Genomic DNA, 20,352 nt, shown 5'->3' on the forward strand with positions numbered 1-20,352 from the left:
AACCACTTCACCGGCCGCCGGGACCAACGTCCGCACGGACCATCCAACCGGCCAACTCGTCCGGTTACTGCGCTACCTGGTTTCCTATCTTTGGCAGTTCCTGCCTGCGGTTGTTCTGATGGCGATGGTGGGACTGCTGGATGCCTTCCGGTTGTTGCTGATTGGTCCGATTTTTGATCGCGTGCTGAATCCAGCGTCGCAGGGCAGTCCGATTCAGTTGTTCAGCTTTCCGGGAAGCGATCGGACACTTTTTCTGCAGCAACTCGTGCCTTCGCATTTCCACAATCCCTGGACGGTGGTCGCGTTTGCTCTGGTGGCCGCGACCGTGTTGAAAGGAATTTTCGATTACGTCGGAACGTACCTGGTGAACTACGCCGGCTTCGGCATGGTCACCGATCTGCGGGACGATTTGTACAACACCATCCTGCGCCGGTCGAGCGCGTTCTTTTCCAAACACACGACCGGCACGCTGATCTCGACGATTGTCAACGACATTGAAAAAGTGCAGTCGGCGATGTCGACGGTGATGGCGGAATTTCTACAGCAATTTTTTACGTTCGTGTTCACGGCGGGAGTGGTGATTCTCATTGGGGGACGGTTGGCATGGGTGCTGCTGCTGTTCGTTCCCGTAATTCTGTATTCGTCGCGAAAGATCGGGCGGCAAGTCCGGTCCACTACACGGAGCGGGCAGGACAAACTGGGCGAAGTCCAGAACATCCTGCATGAGACCATCACCGGCAACCGGATCGTGAAGGCCTTTGGGATGGAGTCCTGGGAAGCGGGGCGGTATAGAAAGGCGGCGCAAAGATTCTTCCGCGCCAATCTACGCTCGGTGGCCGCGGCCGCGGTCAGTTCTCCGCTGATGGATATCATCGGGTCGGTCGCGATTGCGCTGCTGCTGCTGCTGGGGCGTGACGAGATCAAGAAGGGTTTCTTCCTTCCAGGTACGTTTCTGGCATTCATCATTGCGGTCTTCAAGCTTTACGACCCGGTGCGGAAGTTCGCTTTGTTCAATAACAGTTTCCAACAGATGAACGGAGCATCGTCGGAAATATTCCGCTTCATGGATATCGAAGACGAAGTGCAGGAGAAACCGGATGCCAAACGGCTGCCAAAATTCTCGCAGTCGATCCAACTCAAGGATGTTTCTTTTGCGTACGACGCCGCCGAAGACTCGCGCGTTGTTTTGCATGGGATCAACCTACAGGTAAAAGCGGGAGAAGTGCTGGCAGTAGTCGGATCGAGCGGGGCGGGGAAAAGCACGCTCGTGCATCTGATCCCCCGGTTCTTCGACGTGACTGGTGGCAGCATTCTGATCGATGGCAATGATGTGCGGAATGTAACCCTGGCGTCGCTGCGATCGCAGATCGGAATCGTGACGCAAGAGACGGTGCTGTTCAACGACACGGCGCGCAACAATATTGCCTACGGCCAACCCCATGTCTCTCAGAAGGACGTAGAAGCGGCCGCGAGAGCTGCGCTGGCGCACGACTTCATCCTTGGGCTGCCCGAGGGATACCAGACGGTGATCGGCGAGCGCGGCGTGCGGCTTTCGGGCGGTGAGCGCCAGCGGATCGCGATCGCACGGGCAATCTTGAAGAATGCTCCCATTCTGATTCTCGACGAAGCGACTTCGGCACTGGATAGCGAATCGGAAGCGCTTGTCCAATCGGCTCTGCAAAATCTGATGACCGGGCGTACTGTATTGGTGATCGCGCACAGGCTGTCGACTGTACGTCGCGCGGATCGCATCGTGGTGATTGAAAATGGCACCATCAGCGATATTGGCGCGCATGAAGAGCTCATGCAAAAGTTAGGGACGTACCGGCGGTTGTACGAATTGCAGTTCGCGGAAACAGATCGAGTAAGTGGTTAGTGGTTGGTGATTAGTGATTCGTTAAAATTGAGAATCCACGAACCACGAACCACTAGCCACTGGTTTTTCCTATGCCTCTTCGATCCATGACGGGTTACGCGCAGGTCCGGGGACAGGTGAAGGCTGGCCTGGCGTTCGCGCTCGGGCTCAAGTCGGTGAACCATCGGTTTCTCGATCTGCATTTCCGGCTGCCTTCGGACACGGATTCGCTGGAGATGAAGCTGCGCCGGATGTTGAAGGAAAAAATGGCGCGTGGCCATGTGGAAGTCACGCTCAGCCTGGAACGCGCAGGCAGCAACGGTGTCGCTCTCAATCGCCAACTCGTGGGAAGCTACGTGCAGGCGTTCCGGGCAGCGGCAACTGAGTTTGGAGTGAGCGGCGAGCCGGATCTGAATGTGGTTTTGCGGATGCCGGGCGCGATGGAGTCGGCGGCTGAAAAATCTGAAGAGGAACTCGAGGCCGCGGTTCTGGCACGAGTGGAAGAATCGCTCGCCAAGTTGAACCAGATGCGCGAAGAGGAAGGGCGCGGCATCGAGACGGAATTACGCGATCGGATGGGGCACCTTGCGAAAGCGGGAGCGGGCATGGAAGGCCATCGCAGCGCGATCCAACGCAGCTATGCCGACCGCTTGCAGGCCCGCTTGCAGGAGTTGCTGGGTGGTCACATCGACAAGGAGCGCATCCTGCAGGAAACGGCGTTGCTGGTGGACCGCAGCGACATTCAGGAAGAACTCGTCCGATTGAATACGCACGTCAAACATTTTCTCGGGCTGCTGGATCAGGGCGGCGAAGTTGGAAAGAAACTCGACTTCCTGTTGCAGGAAATGAATCGCGAAGCGAATACGCTTCTTTCCAAAACTTCCGGACTGGCGGGCGAAGCGCTGAAGATCACCGAGATGGGATTGCTTATGAAGGCCGAGATCGAAAAGTCCCGCGAGCAGGTGCAGAACCTGGAATGAGTATCGTCTACATTGTGTCGGCGCCTTCGGGTTCGGGCAAGTCCACGTTGGTCAACGAACTGTTCAAGGTCGCGAAGAACCTCGACTTCTCCATTTCCTATACGACCCGTCCTCCGCGGGGCAGCGAACAGAATGGAAAAGAATATTTTTTTGTTACCAAAGATCAGTTCGAGTCCATGATCGCCGCTGACGAATTCCTGGAGTACGCCAACGTCTTCGGAAATTACTACGGGACGGCCAGACGCTTCTTGCGTGAAACCGAGGCGCGCGGCAACGATTTGCTGCTGGACATCGATGTTCAGGGCGCGCAACAGGTGAAGAAGAAACTTCCCGACGCAGTCAGCATCTTCATTCTTCCGCCGGACCGGAAGACTCTGGAGTGGCGGCTACGGAGCCGGGGCCAGGACCCAGAAGCGATGATCCGCCGCCGGTTGGACAACGCCCGGCGTGAGATTGAGAATTACTCCAAATACGGCTATATACTGATTAATGAGAAGCTCGAGCGGGCAACCGACGAATTGAAAGCCGTGGTGCTGGCGGAGCGGATCAAGCGATCCGGAGCAAAACCATCACCGGAAGAGTTGCGGCTTCTGGAGATGGCGCAGTCCATTCAACTGGAGAAGGCTCGTGCGCGAGTGCGGCCGATCCTGGAATCGTTCGGCGCCAGTGGTTCGGATAACGATTCGGGCAAGAGCTGAGTTTCTCACCTGGGGGAAAGTGCATGAAGTTGATCGAAGGGTTCGACAGCAACTATCGCTACATCCTGGTCGCGGCGCGACGTGCACGGCAACTGCAAGGTGGCGCACCGCCGGTGATCGAAACGATTTCGCGCAAGCCGTGCCGGATCGCGCAAGATGAGATCCGCGCCGGTAAGGTGAAGTGGATCATTCCAGAAATTCCGAAGTCGGCCGTGGACGCGGCAACCGAGAATCTGGACAAAGCGTTCTTGCCGGACGCGTAGGAACCAGTTCTCAGTTCCCGGTTCTCAGTACACGCGACACCGGTTTTCTGAGAACTAAGAACTGATAACTCTCTTTCGCCATGAAAATCGCTCTGGGTGTCTCCGGGGGAATTGCCGCGTACAAGTCGGCGGAGATTGTCCGTCTGCTGCAGGATCGCGACATCCGCGTGCAAGTCGTCATGACACGCGCCGCCCAGGAGTTCATTCGCCCGCTTACGTTCGCCGCGCTCTCCGGAGAAAAAGTCATCACTGACTTGTTCGGGTCGGAAGAACAACAGGCGAACGTCGATTCCGCCATCGAGCACATTGCAGTTGCGCAATCCATTGACGCGCTGCTGGTCGCGCCCGCGACGGCTGATGTGATTGCACGCTTTGCGCAGGGCATCGCCAACGATTTTCTTACCACGCTGTTTCTCGCGACCACGGCCCCGGTCGTCATCGCTCCAGCAATGAACGTCAACATGTGGAATCATCCCGCGACGCAGGCGAATCTGGAGATCCTGCGCAAACGCGGGGTGCGGATCGTCGACCCTGCAAGCGGATACCTGGCCTGTGGCATGGTGGGCGCGGGACGGCTGGCCGAGAACTCGGCGATCGTCGCTGCTGTGCTGGAAGTGCTGGGCGCCGCGCAGGATCTGGCAGGTGAATGCGTGCTCGTCACGGCGGGACCAACACGGGAGAAGATTGATCCGGTGCGCTATCTGACAAATCGTTCGAGTGGACGAATGGGATACGCCATCGCCGAAGCGGCATTGCGGCGAGGAGCGCGCGTGCTGCTGGTGAGCGGTCCGGCCGCGATTATGCCTCCGAGTGCGGCGGAGTTAACGCGCGTCGAGACTGCGGAAGAAATGCGTACGGCGGTTTTGAAGCTGCTGCCCGAAAGCACAGTCGTGATCAAGACCGCGGCTGTTGCCGACTACCGGCCCAAATCAAGCGCGGGACAGAAGATCAAGCGCAAAGGTCCGATGACGCTGGAACTCGAGCCCACCACAGACATCCTGGCTGAGTTGGCGCGACACAAGACCTCACAGGTCGTAGTAGGGTTCGCGGCGGAAACTGAAAACGTGCTGGAGAACGCGCGTAAGAAGCTGTCGTCGAAATCGCTCGACGCGATCGTCGTGAACGATGTTTCCCGCGAGGGTGTTGGCTTTGACTCGGACCGGAACGCCGTTACGATTATTTCGCACGATGAAGTCGTGGAAGTGCCCGAGACTTCGAAGTGGGAAGTAGCGCAGCGTGTGCTTGATCAGGTGGTAAAGCTTCGCAAGCGTAACGCAGTCCCTTCCCGCAATTAGCACCTGGCAATTTACGCTTGGCCGAAAGCGCAGGAGAATCCATTGAAAATTTACTCATTGTGCGTGCTGTTGGTGATTTGTGCAGGGTGCGCCGCGGCGCAGCAGGCTCCGGTCTCGGTACAGGATGAACCGCATCATCACCTCGTGTTGAAGAACGATTTCGTGATCGTGATGCATGTCGTGATCCCGGCGGGTGAAGCTACTCTCTATCACACGCACTCGTATGATCGGGCCGCAATTCACCTGACCAACAACAGGATTGCGATCCAGTTGCCGGACCAGCCTGAGGGCGAGGCGATGCCTGCCAAGGTTGGAGAAATATCGGCTTCGACGCGCCAGGGCGCCCCGCTGACGCACAAGGTCCACAACACTGGACCTGGAACGTTTGAAGTCATGGACGTGGAATTCCTGAAACGGCCTGATCATCCTTCGACGACCGTAGCAGCACCCGTTGCCGCGGAAAATGCGAGTGCGCGAATTTACAACTGGGTGCTGGCGCCGGGTGCGAGTTCGGCAATGCATACGCATGAGCGTCCTTACCTGATCCTCGCGGTCAATACGGTGCAATTGAAGATGACTGCGCCGGATGGCAAGTCGTCCGTACATGAAGTGAAGGCGGGAGATTTTCACTGGACCGACTCCAAGGTGACGCATAGCCTGGCGAATGACGGTGCGAGCGAAGGGCAGATTGTTGAGATTGAGTTGAAGTAGCCGCCCGTTTCACCACAGAGACGCAGAGTCACAGAGAAAAGCTAAAGACGGTTGCTCGGCGCCGCTGTGATGAGTGTGCTTTTTGTTATGCTTATCCGCAATGCCACGCAGCCTTGAGCCTGAACGTCGCCGGGCAGTCGCCGAGCGAATCCGCTACTACAACGAAATGGGAATTTACGACTTCTACCGGCGGACTCCGTCGGGGAGTGTCGCGTCGTCAACTGCGGTCGCAGAAGAGTTCGTCGAAGAACACCGAAGTGAATTGGGAGACGAGATGAGTCCACGCAAGGCTGCAGCGGTCGCGCTGCCGATTGCTGTCGAGGGAAAGACAGCGCAGAGGCCGGAGCAGGGCGTGAGCGATCCTGTAAAAGCGTTGAAGATCATTCGCGAGGATCTTGGCGACTGCACGCGCTGTCCTCTGCATAAACAAGGAAGAAAGCAGATTGTGTTTGGAGTGGGAAATCCCCACGCCGAGCTGTTGTTTGTCGGCGAAGGCCCGGGCGCGGATGAAGACGAACAGGGCGAGCCGTTCGTGGGCCGGTCGGGACAGTTGCTGACCAACATGATCAAGGCGATGGGGTTGTCGCGAGAGCAGGTCTACATTGCGAACATTGTGAAGTGCCGTCCCCCGGCGAATCGCGCGCCGGAAAGGGAGGAGAGTGAAACCTGCTCACCGTTCCTGATGCGACAGATTGCGGCGATCAAGCCGAAGATCGTTGTAGCGCTGGGAGCGACTGCTGCTAAGGGTCTGCTGGCGATGAGCGCTCCGATGACGCAATTGCGCGGACGCTTCTACGACTTCAAGCCACCCGGTGTGCGCGATTCGGATTGGGATGGATGCAAGCTGGCAGTGACGTATCACCCCGCATTTCTGTTGCGCGATCCACGGCAGAAGGGCGAGGCGTGGAAGGATTTGCAGATGGTGATGCGGGAGTTGGGGCTGAAGGCGCCGGCGGCCAGCAAGTAGCTCATTTCCTTCTTGTGAAAATTTCTCTCGCGAATTTGTCATCCTGAACGAAGTGAAGGACCTGCTTTTCTTCGCCGCGGACGACAGCAGGTCCTTCACTTCGTTCAGGATGACAAATCTAGTAAGTTAACCTCAGCCTCGTTTCATGCCCCTTTACTGCGATGTCGCACTCGCTGTTCCGCTCGACATGGCGTTTACCTACGCCATCCCTCCCGGTCTGGAGCCGGTGGTCGGCGGGCGGGTGCTGGTGCCGTTCCGGCAGCAACGTATGTCGGGGATTGTGGTTGAGCTGCATGATCGTCCACCGGAAGTTAAGACGAAGAATGTTCTGGAAGTTCTCGATGTCGCTGCGGTCCTGGATGAACAACTTCTGAAACTCGGCAAGTGGATTGCCGATTACTATCTTGCGCCGATCGGCGAAGTTTTTCGTACGATGCTGCCGCTGTCGGCGGAATTCAAGCGGACCATCACGTACCGCATCACCGACCACGGGCAGATGGCGTTGCATCTGGCGGGGATGTCGGGGTCTCCAGCGCGGTCGCAGCGCACTCCCGAGGATCAGCTGGTCGAATTTCGCGTACTCGATCACCTGGCAGAACGCGAAAGTGTGCGCGAAGAGAGCCTGCGCGGAGCCACGAAAGTTTCGAAAGCGTTGCTGGGTGGGATGGTACGTAAGAAGTGGATCGTCCGGGAGGATGTGTCGGCGGCACGCGATGCGTCGCGGACTGTCAAGGTTGCGGTGCTGCTGGGGGCGGAGGCTTCGCCTCCGCTGGACGGGTCAGAGACCCGTCCCCACGAGAGCCGTTCCCGCGAAACCCGTCCCCACGTGGGCAAGCTCAACGACAACCAGCGGGCACTGATCGATGCTTTGGCGGCTGCTGGCGGCAAGGTTCCGGTCGATACCTTGCGCGGACTCAACGTTCCGCGCACAACGTTAAGTACGCTGGTCCGGCGCGGGTTGGTGGAACTGGTCGACGAAGCGCAGGACTTCACGGTCTCGAAGACAAAGCCGCGGCGTTCGCCGTTCGAGTTTGAATTCAGCGCGGCGCAGAAAGCGGCGCTGGAGCAGATCCTTGCGGGCGTGGCATCACGGAAATTTGCTGGATCGTTGCTCCACGGCGTGACCGGCTCGGGTAAGACTGCTGTGTATCTCGCAGCGATGCGCCAAGTACTCGAGTCGGGACGGTCTTCGATTCTTTTGGTCCCCGAAATTGGATTGACGCCGGCGGTGGCGGCCGATTTGCATCAGGTGTTTGCAGATGAAGTGGCGATCCTGCATTCGGGGCTTACTGACGATGAACGCGCCGAGCAATGGCATCGCATCAAGCGTGGAGAATGCCGGGTGGTGGTGGGCACGCGCTCGGCGGTGTTTGCTCCGGTCAGTGATTTGGCGTTGATCATTGTCGACGAGGAGCAGGACTCGTCCTACAAGCAGGAAGAGACGCCGCGTTATCACGCGCGGGACGTCGCGGTAATGCGGGCAAAGATGGCGGCCGCGGTGGTGGTGCTCGGGTCGGCGACGCCGTCGCTCGAGTCGTACTACAACGCGAAGAAGAATAAGTATGCGCTGCTGGAGTTGCCGGACCGCGTGGAAGATCGGCCCTTGCCGGAAGTCGAAATCCTCGATATGAGAGTCGAGTTTCAGGAAACCGGCCAGGAGCAAGTGATTTCGCGCAAGCTGGCCGAAGAGATCCGCGAGCGGCTGGAGAAAAAAGAACAAGTAATGGTTCTACTAAACCGGCGCGGATATTCCCCGGTCGTGTTGTGTCGCGCGTGCGGAAAAACCCTGCAATGCGAAAACTGTGCGGTCTCGATGACGCATCATAAGCGCGAACGAAAAATGGAATGCCATTACTGCGGACACATGGCGCGCATCCCGGAGAAGTGCGCGCATTGCGACAGTGAGTATGTGTATTTCGTCGGTACCGGGTCGGAGAAGCTGGAAGAGTTGCTGCACGGCATGTTTCCGCAGGCGCGTATTGGACGGCTCGATCGCGACACCGTCCGCGGCCGGGAAGACTTCGAGCGAGCGTTGAACGCACTGAACGAAGGCGAACTCGACATCCTCGTCGGCACGCAGATGATCGCGAAGGGCCACGACGTCCATGGCGTGACGCTGGTGGGAGTGGTGGGAGCAGATATGGCGCTGAGCCTGCCGGATTTTCGCGCGGCGGAAAGAACATTTCAGCTATTAACACAGGTGGAGGGTCGTGCGGGACGCGGACAAACGCCGGGTAAAGTTGTCCTGCAAACATATTTTCCGGATCACTACGCGGTGCAGTTCGCGGCGCGCCATGACTTCACGGGGTTCTACGAAAAAGAGCTGCAATTCCGCGCGTGGATGCACTACCCACCGTACAGCGCGATTGCGAACGTGCTGATCCGCAGCGAGAAGATGGAGGAAGCGCTGCGCTGGTCAGGCGAACTGGGGCGCTGGTTCGAGAAGACACGGCATGAAGGGGTTCGCGTCCTGGGACCGGCGGCTGCGCCAATTGTCCGCCTGAAACGCGACTTCCGCTATCACTTCATCTTGAAGTCACCCAGCCGCCAGAAGATGAATACGCTACTGCGAGCAATGCTTGCGGAAGCGGCAGCGCGAAAGATTCCGCGGACGCAGGTGATTGTGGATGTGGATGCAGTGTGGTTGATGTAGAGAGCCGCGGGCTGCGAGCCACGAGCTGCGAGCGAACAATAGCAGATCATTTTCGGTGCAGGCGGTGCCGAATACTCTCGATGGCTTCATGGAAAGCTTGCCGCCCTTCGCGCCGAAGTTCGGGCCAGACTTCCTGACCGGAGCTGTGCGTAAACGGTGCGGGCGTGAACGACAGCATCAGCATGATGGCTCCAAAAAGAGCGATCCAACGGCGTCCGCCGGAGATGGATGCCTTGTCGGGAACTGGAGGGTGGCGGGCGGTCATTGCAAGTAGTACGGCCCAGAGGAGCCATCCAGTCCAGAAATACTTCCCCAAAGGAATCAGTGCCAGGACAGTAAGGAATGAGACGGTGCGATGGAGTCCGGGCGCGCCCGAGAAAATGATGTGACCGCCGTCTAATTGCCCACCGGGGAGCAGGTTTAAAGCGGTGGCAAAGAGTCCAACCCACGCGGCGGCGGCAATCGGATGCAGGGACAGCGACGACAGCGGGGTTGTGATTTGCAGAAGTCGTGCGGCGCCTTGAAATGCCAGTGGGAATCCCAGTTGAAGAGACGAAACATTGCCCGATGCAATCGGCTGCGATCGCGAAAGGCCGAGCAGCAGGGCGATGCATGCAGGGATGAAGCCAGCAATCGGCCCGGCGATACCGATGTCGAACAACGCGGGACGCGATGGAATCGGACTCTTGATGCGGATGAATGCTCCTAACGTTCCGATCAAGCTGGGAAACGGCACGAAGTATGGCAAGGTCGCGTACACGTGATATTTGCGGGAGTAGACGTAGTGTCCCATTTCATGCGCGAGCAGGATGAACATCAGCGTCAGCGAGAAGGGGAGGCCCGACAGCAATTCGGAAGGATGCGTAATCCAGTCCACGGGAAAGAATGGGCCATCTTCGCTGATCGAGAACGTAGGCTGGCGATGCTCGAAGTTTGACTGGATGCGGGAGCCAACCGCCATTGTGGTGATGAAGGTAGCGAGCAGCAGTACGATGTGAATCCACAACCGCCGCCGTGAAGGCTGGATGATCCAGACCTCATGCGGGTGGGTAGTTTCTAAATTGCCCGAAAAAGGGGAAGTGGGTTCCGACATGAAAAACCGCTACTAGCTCCTAGCTTCTGGCTACTAGCGGGCCCGGCTTGCCAGAGGCCAGCAGCTCGTTGCTGCTCTAGTCGATCGATTGCAATTCTTTGCCAGGCTTGAAGCGCACGGCTTTGCCGGGTGGGATGGAAACTTCGGCGCCGGTGCGCGGATTGCGTCCGATACCGGTTTTACGCGGACGCACGTTGAACACGCCGAAGCCGCGCAACTCGATGCGGTCTCCGGTGGTGAGCGCCTTCTTCATGCTTTCGAAAACGGTCTCGACCGCAAGCTCTGCCTTGGTCTTGGTGATCCCGGTGCGGTTCACCACTTCGTTGATGATGTCGAGCTTAATCACAGATGTCTCCCGCCTTCGGAGTGGAAAAGTGTCTCAAGTGATTGATGCTATGGGAGATAGGTTCGATTGTCAACTCTGCCTGTTGTCTCGTAAGATGACAGCACCAGCCGAAACGATTTTGTAATTTGGTAATCGGGTAGTTTTGCAATTTGAACCCGTTCGCCGCCGCGTTCCCGACTGAACGCATCGGTAGCTCTGAATTACCAAATTACAAAATTACCCAATTACCAAATCCCAAGGAGTTCCATGAGCATCAAGAGTGACCGCTGGATCCGCCGCATGGCGCAAGAGCACGACATGATTAATCCCTACTCCGAGAAACAGGTGAGCAAGGGCGTGATTTCCTACGGCGTCTCCAGCTACGGATACGACCTGCGCGTTTCGGACGAATTCAAGATTTTCACCAACGTGAACAGCACGATTGTCGACCCGAAAAATTTCGACGAACGTTCGTTCGTAACCGTGAATGCCGATGTCGCGATCGTACCGCCGAATTCGTTCGCGCTGGCGCGGTCGGTGGAATACTTCAAGATTCCACGCGACGTGCTGACGATCTGCGTGGGCAAGTCGACTTACGCGCGCTGCGGGATCATCGTCAACGTGACCCCCTTCGAGCCCGAGTGGGAAGGCTTTGTGACTCTGGAGATCTCGAATACGACACCGCTTCCCGCGAAGATCTACGCCAACGAAGGGCTGTGTCAGATCCTCTTCTTCCAGTCGGATGAAGTGTGCGAGGTCAGCTACAAAGACCGCAAAGGGAAGTACCAGTCGCAGAAGGGGATCGTGCTGCCGAAGTTGTAGGAGGAGAGTTTAGGGGTCGGCCCTCAGCTAATATCGGGTTTAAGAATGGGTATTTGGGGAAGGGCACGGCTTCAGCCGTGCCGTTAAACCGCTACCGCTTTCCGCCCTCGCCGTCCTTGAACGCAAACCATTCCAAAACTCGGCGCTCGAACTCCTGCGGTGCGGTCTGGTGCGCTCCAGTGTGGACTGCGCCGGGAACTTTCCACACACTGACAAAAGACGGGTTCTTCGCCTGGATCCAGTCGGAATGGTAGGGCGGGATGTTCCGATCTTGGAGCCCGTGAATAAGCAGAACGGGAGTCTTCGTGCCAACGACGGCTTCTTCGGGTGATACGTCTTCCATCTCGAAGCCGTAGCGAAGACGAACATAGAGAAATCCGACATCAACTGTTGGATGAAAAAATGTTCTGCCTAGCCATGGCCCCGTGTGGAATTCGCGACCAAATCGGGCGTAGGCGACCTCGCGAAAACTTGCGAAAGGAGATTCGGCGACGACCGCACAAAACCGAGACTCCTTGGAGAGCGACTGCAGCAACTGCGCTGCTCCCATGGATTCGCCCAGTCCAAACATGCATCGAGGATGTTGGTCGGCTTCGATCCAATCAACCCAGTGATGGATATCGTTGGATTCGAGCAAGCCGTAGGTCGCCTGCTCGCCTCCGCTGCCGCCGTGGCCTCGTGCATCGGGGAGGAGCACGGTGTAGTGGTGTTCCGCGAGCCATTGGCCGTAACCGTACATCCCCATCCGATTGTCCGAGACGCCGTGCAGGAGAATTACGGCGTCCCCATTTGTTTCACGAGGACGCATGAGCCACGCGCGTAGCGTCACGCCATCTGGAGTGGTGAGGTCGACATCACGAAATTCAATTGATTGTTGTTTGGCTGCTGCCCCGACGTTGCGCTCCTCCGCCGCAGTAATTGGGTGACGGGGAGGATGCATCGCAATCCAACCCAGTCCAATTCCTCCCAGCAAAGTGCCGACAACGTAAAGGTATGCCGCGATCCGAACAAGGCGGGTGAGCATCGAACGCTGACTAGGTCTGACGATAAACTTGCTTCCTGCGGATCTAAGCTGACAGCTGACGGCTACTTCCGCCCGCCCTCGCCCTCTTTGAACATGTACTTGATCGCCGGCTTGTAGATCATCAGATTGGGTGCGCCGCTGCGGTTTAGCTTGATGCAGCTCTTGTCGTACCACTCGATGTAGCCGTGGACTTCTTCGCCGTCGCGCAGCACCACGACCATGGGGGTCTTAGTCTGCATCTGTTTTTGATAGTAGAAATTCTCGGCGTTGGTCTGCTCGGTGGGGGCGCCTTTTTTGGCGGACGCGGGGGCACGGTCCCTGCGCTCGGCAGGCGGATGGTTATTTCCATGGTTGTTGTGATCGGTCCGGCTGAGTGACGGTCGAATCAATTTACGATTCGCAAAGCCTTCCTGATCGGCGGATTTTTCGGCTGGCAAAGTTTCCAGGGTATCTTTCATTTCGCAACCACCTGCGCGCGGGGCGGCAGAATATGCCACAACACGTGATCTGTGAATGTGGGTATTCGGGTGTGACTTGACGGTACGGTATCACACGAATTCACCGATGACAATGATCCGGAGGGCACAAAGCCGAATTCCTGTGTGACCTTCGTGTTCCCGCTGGTTCAGAACTCAAAGGCTTGCGCTGCAGAGGGTGCGGGGATCACAGAGAATCCTAGGTTGTCCGTTCGAGTGCTGTCGCAAAGGAGTCCAATGAGAGCGATCGCAGCAGGTTGCGGCGCATGCCGCGCTCAACTTCTCCCAGGCCGCGGGCGGCACGGTTGATCCACTCAAAGTCGGCGGCCTCGGCCAGTTTTTTCAGTTCGCCCAAGATGTCCGTGTTGCGGACCAATTGCGGCGTGCCGGATTCCAGAAACATCAGGTCCTCCAGCAGCGAATACATCGTGCCGAGCAGATTGTCGATCTTCTCTCGGCCTTCGGCGCCGGGACGAAACGTTTCTGTCATCTTGAAGAGATCGGTATGCTCCGTGCCGCGCAGAGAAGAATTCAGCAGCACCAGGGCCTGGGCGCGGGCCGCAACATAGGTCTTCAGATCGAAGGACAGGGCACGACCGACCGCCCCCTCGCTCAAACGCGCGACCAGTGCCTGTTCTCGCGGGTTCCAATGGGTACGGCGCTGGGCAAGCATGTTTTCAATTTCTTCCAGACCCACCGCGCTCAACGCGAAATTCACCGAGCGAGAACGGATCGTGGGCAGCAATTCGCCGGGATTTTCTGTCAGCAGAAAAATCGTGGCGAACTCTGGCGGTTCTTCCAGGACTTTCAGCAGAGAGTTGGCCGCTTCTTTCATGAAGGCGGAATTCGTAAAGATGTAAATGCGCTCGCGCGACTCGGCAGGTCGAAAGTAAATATTGGCAATGACGTGGCGGACTTGATCGACCTTGATCATCATCTGCGGAGGATCGGGCGGGATGACGAGCACGTCCGGATGAGTCTGCACGAACAGGCGCGTTTCTTTCTTGTCGGATTCGCGCATGCCGTCTCGGGCTTCGACGGCTTCCGCAAATCTTGCGTCGAGGTCTTCGGCTTGAGCGATACGGGTACAGTTGGCGCAGCGTCCGCAGAAATCGGGAAGGCCGCCGGCGAGAGGCTGCTCCAGGCAATTTAGGGTGCGCGCCAGCATCAGGGCGAGCGTGTACTTACCTGATCCGCGAGCGCCGGAAAGAATCACGGCATGCGGGAATCTTTTCCGCGACAGCATCTCCCGCAGGTTATGAATCGTTTCCGGGTTGCCGAGAAAATCAGAGAACGGCATAGGGCAGTTGCTGGCTAGAGGCCAGTAGCTAGAAGCTGCGTTTCTACAGTTTGAGCTTCTTCTTTACCACTTCCATGATAACGGCATGCGTCTCGCGCGGGGTGCCGCGGGCATCGATTATTTGCATGCGATGCGGCTCCCGGGCGGCGATGGCCAGATAGGCATGCCGCACGCGCCCGAAAAAAGCGCGGCTTTCTTGCTCAAACCGGTTCTCATCTTTTTCTGGACGGCGGTGCTTCTCCTGGCGATTGCGGCGACGGGCACGGTCAACGGTTGCGCTGACTTCATTGTCGAGCAGAATGGTGAGATCGGGTTGCAGGTTCCCGCAGAGTAGTTCGTGAAGTTGAAGGACGGGTTTCGATCCCAGCCTGCGGCCGCCGCCCTGGTACGCCTCAGTCGAGTCGGTGAAGCGGTCGCAGAGGACAACTCGGCCTTCGGCGACCGCCGGCAAAATTACTTCGTGAATATGCTGAGCGCGAGACGCAAACATCAGAGCCATCTCTGCGTACGGAGACAATCCCGAAGTTGCGGAGTGCAGCAGGACTTCGCGAATCTTTTCTCCGGTATGGGTTCCGCCGGGCTCCCGGGTAATGGTCACCGAAACGCCGCGCGCACGGAGGCCGCGCGCCAGTTTCGCGATTTGCGTGCTCTTGCCGCTGCCGTCCAGACCTTCAAAGGTGATGAATTTTCCGCGCGCGGACACGGGAGGAATGATAGCAGGCTGCTTCGCCTTTAGGATTCGACCGTGTAGCCGACACATTCTGCCGCAGTGGCCTGATATATTCATGTGCGCTGTCGAGCGATCCCGGGAGGACGAATGGATTCACGCCGTGCTTTTCGTTGCTTGTGTTTTGCGTTGGTGCTGGCAGCATCCGCGTCAATGTTGGCCGCTCCTGCTCCAACGATTACGCTGTCGGTGGACGCTTCCGATGCGCCCCGTAAGTTGATGCACGCGCAGTTGAGGATTCCGGCATCGCCCGGAACGCTGACGCTCTACTATCCGAAATGGATTCCCGGCGAGCATGGCCCGACTGGCCCCGTGCAGGATCTGACGGGATTGAAATTTACGGCAAGCGGCAAGCCGCTGACGTGGCGCCGCGATTTATTGGACGGATGGACGTTCCATGTGGAAGTACCGGATGGCGAAAGTGAAGTGACGGCGAGCCTCGACTACGCTTCTCCGGCAACGTTGCAAGGTGGCTACGGTTCGGGTTCCGCGGCAACGGAGAAGTTGTACGTGGTCAATTGGAACACGCTGGTCCTGTATCCGGCGGGTTGGACTTCCGACGAACTCACTTACAACGCAAGCCTGAAGCTGCCGCCGGGATGGAAGTTTGGCACATCGTTGCCGGTTGCGAATCAGGCTGGCGCCGAAATTCACTTTGTGCCAATTTCGCTGACGATGCTGGTGGATGGTCCGGTCATAGCCGGTGAGTATTTGAAAATCGTGCCGCTCAGCAGCGACACGACTCCGGCGGAAATTGATGTCGTCGCCGACACGCCGGGCGCTCTGGCTGCGCCTCCAGAAGTATGGGAACACTTCAAGAAACTGGTAGAGCAGGCGGGAATTCTGTTTGGCGCGCGCCACTATCGCGACTATCACTTCCTGTTGACGCTCAGCGATCATGTGGCCCATTTCGGACTTGAGCATCACGAGTCGAATGACAGCCGGATCGAAGAGCGCTCGCTGGTAGAAGACGAAGGTCGCTTGTCGGCAGCGGGGTTGCTCGGTCACGAGTATGTCCACAGTTGGAATGGGAAATACCGGCGTCCGGCCGATCTGTCTACGCCTGACTATGAGAAGCCCATGCAGACGGACTTGCTATGGGTTTACGAAGGAATGACGTCGTATCTGGGCGACGTGCTGACTGCGCGCAGTGGTGAGCGAAATCAGGAACAGGCGCGTGACGCGCTTGCGCAGATCGCCGCGGACATCGATCATCGTTCGGGCCGTGTTTGGCGCGATCTTCAGGATACGGCCGATGGAGTGCCGTCCATGCAAATGTCGTCTCGCGGCTGGTCGGATTACCGCCGCGGGCTCGACTACTACGATGAGGACGTTCTGAACTGGTTGTGGGCGGATGTCATCATCCGGCAACAGACTAAGGGGAAGAAGTCGCTGGATGATTTCTGCAAACTGTTTCATGGCGGCCAGACTGGTCCGCCAATGTTGAAGACTTACAATTTTGACGACGTCGTCAATGCGTTGAACCAGGTTGCAACGTATGACTGGCGTGGCTTTTGGAAGGAGCGCCTCACGACCCATGGACCGCGTGGACCGCTCGGCGGCGTGAACGGTAGTGGATGGAAGCTGGTGTATGACGAGAATCCATCTCCCTTGACGCGCGCTGGTGAACATGAAGGCAAATCGATCGATGCGCAATATTCAGTCGGCTTGTCGCTCAAAGATAGCGGCGGAGTGCAGGATACAGTCGAAGGAATGAGTGGCGCGAAAGCCGGAATCGGGCCGGGAATGATGATCGTCGCCGTGAATGGTCACAAGTTTTCTCCAGATGCCTGGCACGACGCGATCGCAGCCGCAAAAACCAGTTCTGCTCCCATCGAACTCATCGTCGAGAATGCCGATTACTTCCGGACGATTAAACTCGATTATCACGACGGAGAAAAGTATCCCCACCTGGTGCGGGAGGAATCGAAGCCGGACTTGCTGACGGAAATTTTCAAGGCGAAGTGACGCAGTGCAATTTCTTTGTGGAAGAAGTGATTGCCTCTAGCCCTCGTCGTTAACTCCGGCGAAGAGGTCCGTTTCCATCGAGCCATCGGTGGGCGCGACGCTGGCAGCCAGGTTGAACAGTTCCGAGTCGCCGAACTTTGCGACATGTGCATCGAAAATCGGAAAGACGGGCGATTGGGTTTGATGAGCGTGAAAGGCGTCGATCTTCGCTTGCCGGTACGAACCGAGCGCGATGCGAGCAGTGCAGGGCGGGAAAGAGATCGGCTGCCGGCCCGGTAACGCAGCTGGGGACGTGGAATAGTAAAGCTTCTGCGCGCGATGTGGATGGAGGCCGGCGTCCAGTTGATCAGCGCAACGATTGCTGCGGCCTGCCCAATGAAAGGCCAAAGTCGCAAACACCGAAGCCATGGAGTGATCCGTGTGGCCGGTGATGGCACCCTCTGGACCCATCGACAAAACAACATGCGGGCGAAATTCGCGAATGTGCCGCACCAGATCGGCCACGGCCCGATGCATTTCGATGCGATGCAACTGGCCGTCCAGATAGTCGAGCACCGCGAAACGGCTGACGTTCAGGATCGCGCACGAGGCGGCAAACTCCTTGCGCCGGATACCGGATAGCTCGCGATCGTCGCGCACTCCGCTGCGATGGCTGGCGGCTTGTCCCGGAGTCAGGCAGACCACGGACGTCTCCACTCCGCGATCGCTGTAGAGGCGGAGGCTTCCGCCGAAAAACGCGGCCTCGTCGTCGGGGTGCGCGGTGACTGCGAGCATTCGAAGCATGGCGTGATTTTATCGGAAGCGGCTGGGTTGGACACTTTGTCCGGCGCAGTTCGAGTTGATATTCGTTTTCTTTGGACGGCCGTCAGGGCCGCTGCAAGGGGTAACGCGCTAATCCCCAGCCAACACGACCACAACTTCGCCGTCCTTCTCCGGCTCGTCGAGCATAAAGCCCAGCACCTCCTGCGGGACGGGCGCATTCCACACGGGCGCAAACGATTGACGATGGAGCGGCGACGGGCCGTGCTCGCGGAGCGCCGCGATGTGATGCGCGGTGCTGTAACCCTTGTTGGACGCGAGGCCATACATCGGAAACACCGGGTCCCATGCGGTGATCATGCGGTCGCGTTCCACCTTGGCGATGATCGATGCGGCCGCGATGGTGGCGGAGAGTGCGTCTCCGTGAATGATCGGCTGTTGAGGAATGTCGCAATCGATCTTCACCGCGTCAGCCAGCAAATAATCCGGCGCGGGTACGAGTTGCTGAATCGCGTGCAGCATGGCCAGTCGTGAAGCCTGATAGATGTTGATCTGATCAATGCGGGCGGAATCGACGGCGGCGATCCCGATAGCAATCGAATGCTCGCGAATCCGGATCGCGAGTTCTTCGCGACGTTCGACAGGAAGCAATTTGGAATCGCGCAGTCCGCGAATGCGATACGCGGGGTCGAGAATGACGGCGGCCGCCACAACCGGGCCGAACAGGGATCCACGGCCCACTTCGTCCGCACCGGCGACCAGTCGCCCTCCCGCAGCCCATGCCCGCTTTTCAAACTTGAGCGTGCATTTCAATCTTTTGAGCAGGCGCAATTTGGCTGCGGCGGGAGACATCCCGGGTAGTTTCGAACTAGTGGATCGCGGAGGCACGTGGCTGACAGCATCTTCGCCGAGAGCGGCGAGGCTTGCAAGGGGAGCAGACGACTTTGCAGTGGAAAAATGGAAAGCAGAGACGCGCGGGAACGCGCCTCCGTTGGTTCCGATTGTTACCGTTCTCGGGCGGGAGCCGCGGCAAGCCGCGTCTCTGTGCTCAGAATGCAGGTAAGCCGACTAGGCGCGGGTGTCTACTTCTTTCAAGCGCGCGGCCTTGCCCTTCAACTCGCGGAGGTAATACAGCTTCGCGCGCCGGACTTTCGCGGAACGGAGCACGTCGACCTTGTCGACGACCTTGGACTGGATCGGGAAAATACGCTCGACGCCCTGTCCGAAGCTGATCTTGCGGACGGTAAAGCTGGCCTGCGGCCCGCGTGTGCGCGAAATGACGACGCCTTCGAACGCCTGAATGCGTTCCTTGTCGCCTTCCTTGATCTTTACTTGAACCTTGACGGTGTCTCCCGGGCCAAAATTCGGGATGTCAGTCCGCTTACTCTTGGCCAGCAATTTTTCGATAATCAGGTTTGTCATGATGCTTCCTTCCTAATTTCCTGGGGCCGAAGCCCCGAATCTTTTGGGTCGTAACCGGCAAGGTTGAAGCCCTGCCCTCCCGCGTTTCTGTGATGCCGCTTCGCGATATCGAATTCTAGTGACGCCCGCTGATTTCGCTCAGCAATTGCCGGTCTTCTTCTGTCAGCGCGACTCGTTCCAGCAGATCAGGACGATTGCGCAATGTCTTCGCCAACGCCGTCTTGCGTCGCCAGCGACGGATATCTTCGTGATTCCCGTTCACCAGCACTTCCGGTACTGCCAGGCCCCGAAAATCCGCGGGCCGCGTGTAGTGCGGATAATCGAGCAATCCGCCCGACAGGCACGTCGAACTCGGAATATTCGCCGCCAATGGCGCTCGGGCTATACCGGGTTCTGTAAACGACTCCTGCCGGGTCGACGCTTCGTTGCCGACCGCACCCGGAATGAGCCGCGTGATCGTATCCAGAATCACTGCTGCTCCCAGTTCGCCTCCGCTGAGCACATAGTCGCCGATCGAAACCTCGCGGTCTGCCAAGTGCTCGCTCACTCGATCATCCACGCCTTCGTAGCGGCCGCAGATTAACGCAATCCGCTCCAGCGTCGATAATTCCGCAGCCAGCGACTGATCCAACTGGCGGCCTTGCGGCGAAAGCACAATAACCGATTGCTTCGCGGTTCCACTTAGGCGCTCATCTCGCGTCGCCCAGCCACTCTGCGATTCCAAACATTCAAAGATCGGTTCCGGCTTGAGCACCATGCCCTCGCCGCCGCCAAACGGGCGGTCATCCACGGTGCGGTGCTTGTCTTTCGTAAAGTTCCGCAGATCGTGAATGTTTACTTCAACCAGTCCCGTTTCCCGGGCCCGGCGGATGATTCCAAAATCCAGTGGTCCGCGAAAGAAGTCGGGAAAAATCGTGAGAATTTCGACAAGCATCGGGAACCAGTGGTTCGTGATTGGTGGTTGGTGATCAGTTAAACACTGCCATGACCTATCAGGCCACCGCCCTTAACTAA

20 protein-coding genes are annotated in these 20,352 nt (G+C 57.9%); 10 read left to right on the forward strand and 10 right to left on the reverse strand.

All coding sequences use genetic code 11. The annotated features are described in order from the left end of the window. Positions 1 to 118: 118 nt before the first annotated feature. The 8 genes from HY010_23050 to priA all read left to right on the forward strand — a co-directional run bounded on the left by HY010_23050 (position 119) and on the right by priA (position 9,422). The gene (locus HY010_23050; GenBank protein ID MBI3478615.1) at positions 119 to 1,876 is read left to right on the forward strand and encodes an ABC transporter ATP-binding protein; all 1,758 of its coding nucleotides are present in this window, start codon (positions 119 to 121) and stop codon (positions 1,874 to 1,876) included. A 71-nt stretch (positions 1,877 to 1,947) separates the two neighbouring features. After that, positions 1,948 to 2,835: a YicC family protein gene (locus HY010_23055; protein MBI3478616.1), complete on the forward strand. Its 888-nt coding sequence runs from the start codon at positions 1,948 to 1,950 to the stop codon at positions 2,833 to 2,835. After that, a complete protein-coding gene (gmk, locus tag HY010_23060) occupies positions 2,832 to 3,533 on the forward strand; it encodes a guanylate kinase (GenBank protein ID MBI3478617.1) in 702 nt (233 codons plus the stop codon). Before HY010_23055 ends, gmk begins: the two co-directional genes overlap by 4 nt. A gap of 23 nt (positions 3,534 to 3,556) precedes the next feature. Continuing rightward, a complete protein-coding gene (gene rpoZ / locus HY010_23065; protein ID MBI3478618.1) occupies positions 3,557 to 3,796 on the forward strand; it encodes a DNA-directed RNA polymerase subunit omega in 240 nt (79 codons plus the stop codon). 80 nt (positions 3,797 to 3,876) lie between these two features. After that, a complete protein-coding gene (gene coaBC / locus HY010_23070) occupies positions 3,877 to 5,091 on the forward strand; it encodes a bifunctional phosphopantothenoylcysteine decarboxylase/phosphopantothenate--cysteine ligase CoaBC (GenBank protein ID MBI3478619.1) in 1,215 nt (404 codons plus the stop codon). A 42-nt stretch (positions 5,092 to 5,133) separates the two neighbouring features. Further along, on the forward strand, positions 5,134 to 5,802 hold the full coding sequence (locus HY010_23075; protein MBI3478620.1) for a hypothetical protein: 669 nt from the start codon (positions 5,134 to 5,136) through the stop codon (positions 5,800 to 5,802). Positions 5,803 to 5,968: 166 nt separating this feature from the next. Next, on the forward strand, positions 5,969 to 6,769 hold the full coding sequence (locus HY010_23080; GenBank protein ID MBI3478621.1) for a uracil-DNA glycosylase: 801 nt from the start codon (positions 5,969 to 5,971) through the stop codon (positions 6,767 to 6,769). Between the two features lie 145 nt (positions 6,770 to 6,914). Further along, positions 6,915 to 9,422 carry a primosomal protein N' gene (priA, locus tag HY010_23085; protein MBI3478622.1) on the forward strand — a complete coding sequence of 836 codons (2,508 nt, stop codon included), beginning with the start codon at positions 6,915 to 6,917 and terminating at the stop codon, positions 9,420 to 9,422. Positions 9,423 to 9,468: 46 nt separating this feature from the next. Here priA and HY010_23090 read toward each other — a convergent pair whose 3' ends face one another. Beyond that, positions 9,469 to 10,515 (reverse strand): site-2 protease family protein, encoded by a 1,047-nt coding sequence (locus tag HY010_23090; GenBank protein MBI3478623.1) that lies wholly within the window; start codon positions 10,513 to 10,515, stop codon positions 9,469 to 9,471. A 76-nt stretch (positions 10,516 to 10,591) separates the two neighbouring features. Then, on the reverse strand, positions 10,592 to 10,861 hold the full coding sequence (locus HY010_23095; GenBank protein ID MBI3478624.1) for an integration host factor subunit beta: 270 nt from the start codon (positions 10,859 to 10,861) through the stop codon (positions 10,592 to 10,594). A gap of 246 nt (positions 10,862 to 11,107) precedes the next feature. Between HY010_23095 and HY010_23100 the strand changes: the two genes are divergently transcribed. Continuing rightward, positions 11,108 to 11,662: a dCTP deaminase gene (locus HY010_23100; GenBank protein MBI3478625.1), complete on the forward strand. Its 555-nt coding sequence runs from the start codon at positions 11,108 to 11,110 to the stop codon at positions 11,660 to 11,662. A gap of 91 nt (positions 11,663 to 11,753) precedes the next feature. On the opposite strand, the gene HY010_23105 is transcribed toward HY010_23100, so the two are convergent. From HY010_23105 to HY010_23120, 4 genes are all read right to left on the reverse strand, one after another. Beyond that, entirely contained in the window at positions 11,754 to 12,686 is a 933-nt protein-coding gene (locus HY010_23105; GenBank protein ID MBI3478626.1) for an alpha/beta fold hydrolase, read from the reverse strand. A gap of 62 nt (positions 12,687 to 12,748) precedes the next feature. After that, positions 12,749 to 13,144, reverse strand: coding sequence for an RNA chaperone Hfq (locus HY010_23110; protein MBI3478627.1), 396 nt, complete (start codon positions 13,142 to 13,144; stop codon positions 12,749 to 12,751). A 217-nt stretch (positions 13,145 to 13,361) separates the two neighbouring features. Further along, positions 13,362 to 14,462: a DNA polymerase III subunit delta' gene (locus HY010_23115; GenBank protein MBI3478628.1), complete on the reverse strand. Its 1,101-nt coding sequence runs from the start codon at positions 14,460 to 14,462 to the stop codon at positions 13,362 to 13,364. Positions 14,463 to 14,505: 43 nt separating this feature from the next. Beyond that, positions 14,506 to 15,222, reverse strand: a complete 717-nt coding sequence (locus HY010_23120; GenBank protein ID MBI3478629.1) for a dTMP kinase — start codon at positions 15,220 to 15,222, stop codon at positions 14,506 to 14,508. Between the two features lie 57 nt (positions 15,223 to 15,279). Here HY010_23120 and HY010_23125 point away from each other — a divergent pair, with 57 nt between their 5' ends. Beyond that, the gene (locus tag HY010_23125; protein ID MBI3478630.1) at positions 15,280 to 17,157 is read left to right on the forward strand and encodes a M61 family metallopeptidase; all 1,878 of its coding nucleotides are present in this window, start codon (positions 15,280 to 15,282) and stop codon (positions 17,155 to 17,157) included. A gap of 36 nt (positions 17,158 to 17,193) precedes the next feature. Here the strand turns inward: HY010_23125 and HY010_23130 are convergent, their stop codons facing one another. The 4 genes from HY010_23130 to trmD form a co-directional block, all read right to left on the reverse strand. Next, complete coding sequence (locus HY010_23130) at positions 17,194 to 17,940, reverse strand: PIG-L family deacetylase (GenBank protein ID MBI3478631.1); 747 nt, start codon at positions 17,938 to 17,940, stop codon at positions 17,194 to 17,196. Positions 17,941 to 18,048: 108 nt separating this feature from the next. Next, a complete protein-coding gene (locus HY010_23135) occupies positions 18,049 to 18,768 on the reverse strand; it encodes a ribonuclease HII (GenBank protein MBI3478632.1) in 720 nt (239 codons plus the stop codon). 216 nt (positions 18,769 to 18,984) lie between these two features. Continuing rightward, positions 18,985 to 19,338, reverse strand: a complete 354-nt coding sequence (rplS, locus tag HY010_23140; protein MBI3478633.1) for a 50S ribosomal protein L19 — start codon at positions 19,336 to 19,338, stop codon at positions 18,985 to 18,987. A gap of 115 nt (positions 19,339 to 19,453) precedes the next feature. Next, on the reverse strand, positions 19,454 to 20,272 hold the full coding sequence (trmD, locus tag HY010_23145) for a tRNA (guanosine(37)-N1)-methyltransferase TrmD (protein ID MBI3478634.1): 819 nt from the start codon (positions 20,270 to 20,272) through the stop codon (positions 19,454 to 19,456). Between the last annotated feature and the right edge of the window lie 80 nt (positions 20,273 to 20,352).

Source organism: Acidobacteriota bacterium (assembly GCA_016196065.1).
GTDB lineage: Bacteria > Acidobacteriota > Terriglobia > Terriglobales > Acidobacteriaceae > Acidiflorens.

Excerpts from the sequence above, each read along its gene's own strand:
- HY010_23050 (MBI3478615.1), top strand. The coding sequence starts at position 119 with ATGGCGATGGTGGGACTGCTGGATGCCTTCCGGTTGTTGCTGATTGGT.
- HY010_23055 (MBI3478616.1), top strand. The coding sequence starts at position 1,948 with ATGCCTCTTCGATCCATGACGGGTTACGCGCAGGTCCGGGGACAGGTG.
- gmk (MBI3478617.1), top strand. The coding sequence starts at position 2,832 with ATGAGTATCGTCTACATTGTGTCGGCGCCTTCGGGTTCGGGCAAGTCC.
- rpoZ (MBI3478618.1), top strand. The coding sequence starts at position 3,557 with ATGAAGTTGATCGAAGGGTTCGACAGCAACTATCGCTACATCCTGGTC.
- coaBC (MBI3478619.1), top strand. The coding sequence starts at position 3,877 with ATGAAAATCGCTCTGGGTGTCTCCGGGGGAATTGCCGCGTACAAGTCG.
- HY010_23080 (MBI3478621.1), top strand. The coding sequence starts at position 5,969 with ATGGGAATTTACGACTTCTACCGGCGGACTCCGTCGGGGAGTGTCGCG.
- priA (MBI3478622.1), top strand. The coding sequence starts at position 6,915 with ATGCCCCTTTACTGCGATGTCGCACTCGCTGTTCCGCTCGACATGGCG.
- HY010_23090 (MBI3478623.1), bottom strand. The coding sequence starts at position 10,515 with ATGTCGGAACCCACTTCCCCTTTTTCGGGCAATTTAGAAACTACCCAC.
- HY010_23100 (MBI3478625.1), top strand. The coding sequence starts at position 11,108 with ATGAGCATCAAGAGTGACCGCTGGATCCGCCGCATGGCGCAAGAGCAC.
- HY010_23105 (MBI3478626.1), bottom strand. The coding sequence starts at position 12,686 with ATGCTCACCCGCCTTGTTCGGATCGCGGCATACCTTTACGTTGTCGGC.
- HY010_23110 (MBI3478627.1), bottom strand. The coding sequence starts at position 13,144 with ATGAAAGATACCCTGGAAACTTTGCCAGCCGAAAAATCCGCCGATCAG.
- HY010_23115 (MBI3478628.1), bottom strand. The coding sequence starts at position 14,462 with ATGCCGTTCTCTGATTTTCTCGGCAACCCGGAAACGATTCATAACCTG.
- HY010_23120 (MBI3478629.1), bottom strand. The coding sequence starts at position 15,222 with ATGTGTCGGCTACACGGTCGAATCCTAAAGGCGAAGCAGCCTGCTATC.
- HY010_23125 (MBI3478630.1), top strand. The coding sequence starts at position 15,280 with ATGGATTCACGCCGTGCTTTTCGTTGCTTGTGTTTTGCGTTGGTGCTG.
- HY010_23130 (MBI3478631.1), bottom strand. The coding sequence starts at position 17,940 with ATGCTTCGAATGCTCGCAGTCACCGCGCACCCCGACGACGAGGCCGCG.
- HY010_23135 (MBI3478632.1), bottom strand. The coding sequence starts at position 18,768 with ATGTCTCCCGCCGCAGCCAAATTGCGCCTGCTCAAAAGATTGAAATGC.
- rplS (MBI3478633.1), bottom strand. The coding sequence starts at position 19,338 with ATGACAAACCTGATTATCGAAAAATTGCTGGCCAAGAGTAAGCGGACT.
- trmD (MBI3478634.1), bottom strand. The coding sequence starts at position 20,272 with ATGCTTGTCGAAATTCTCACGATTTTTCCCGACTTCTTTCGCGGACCA.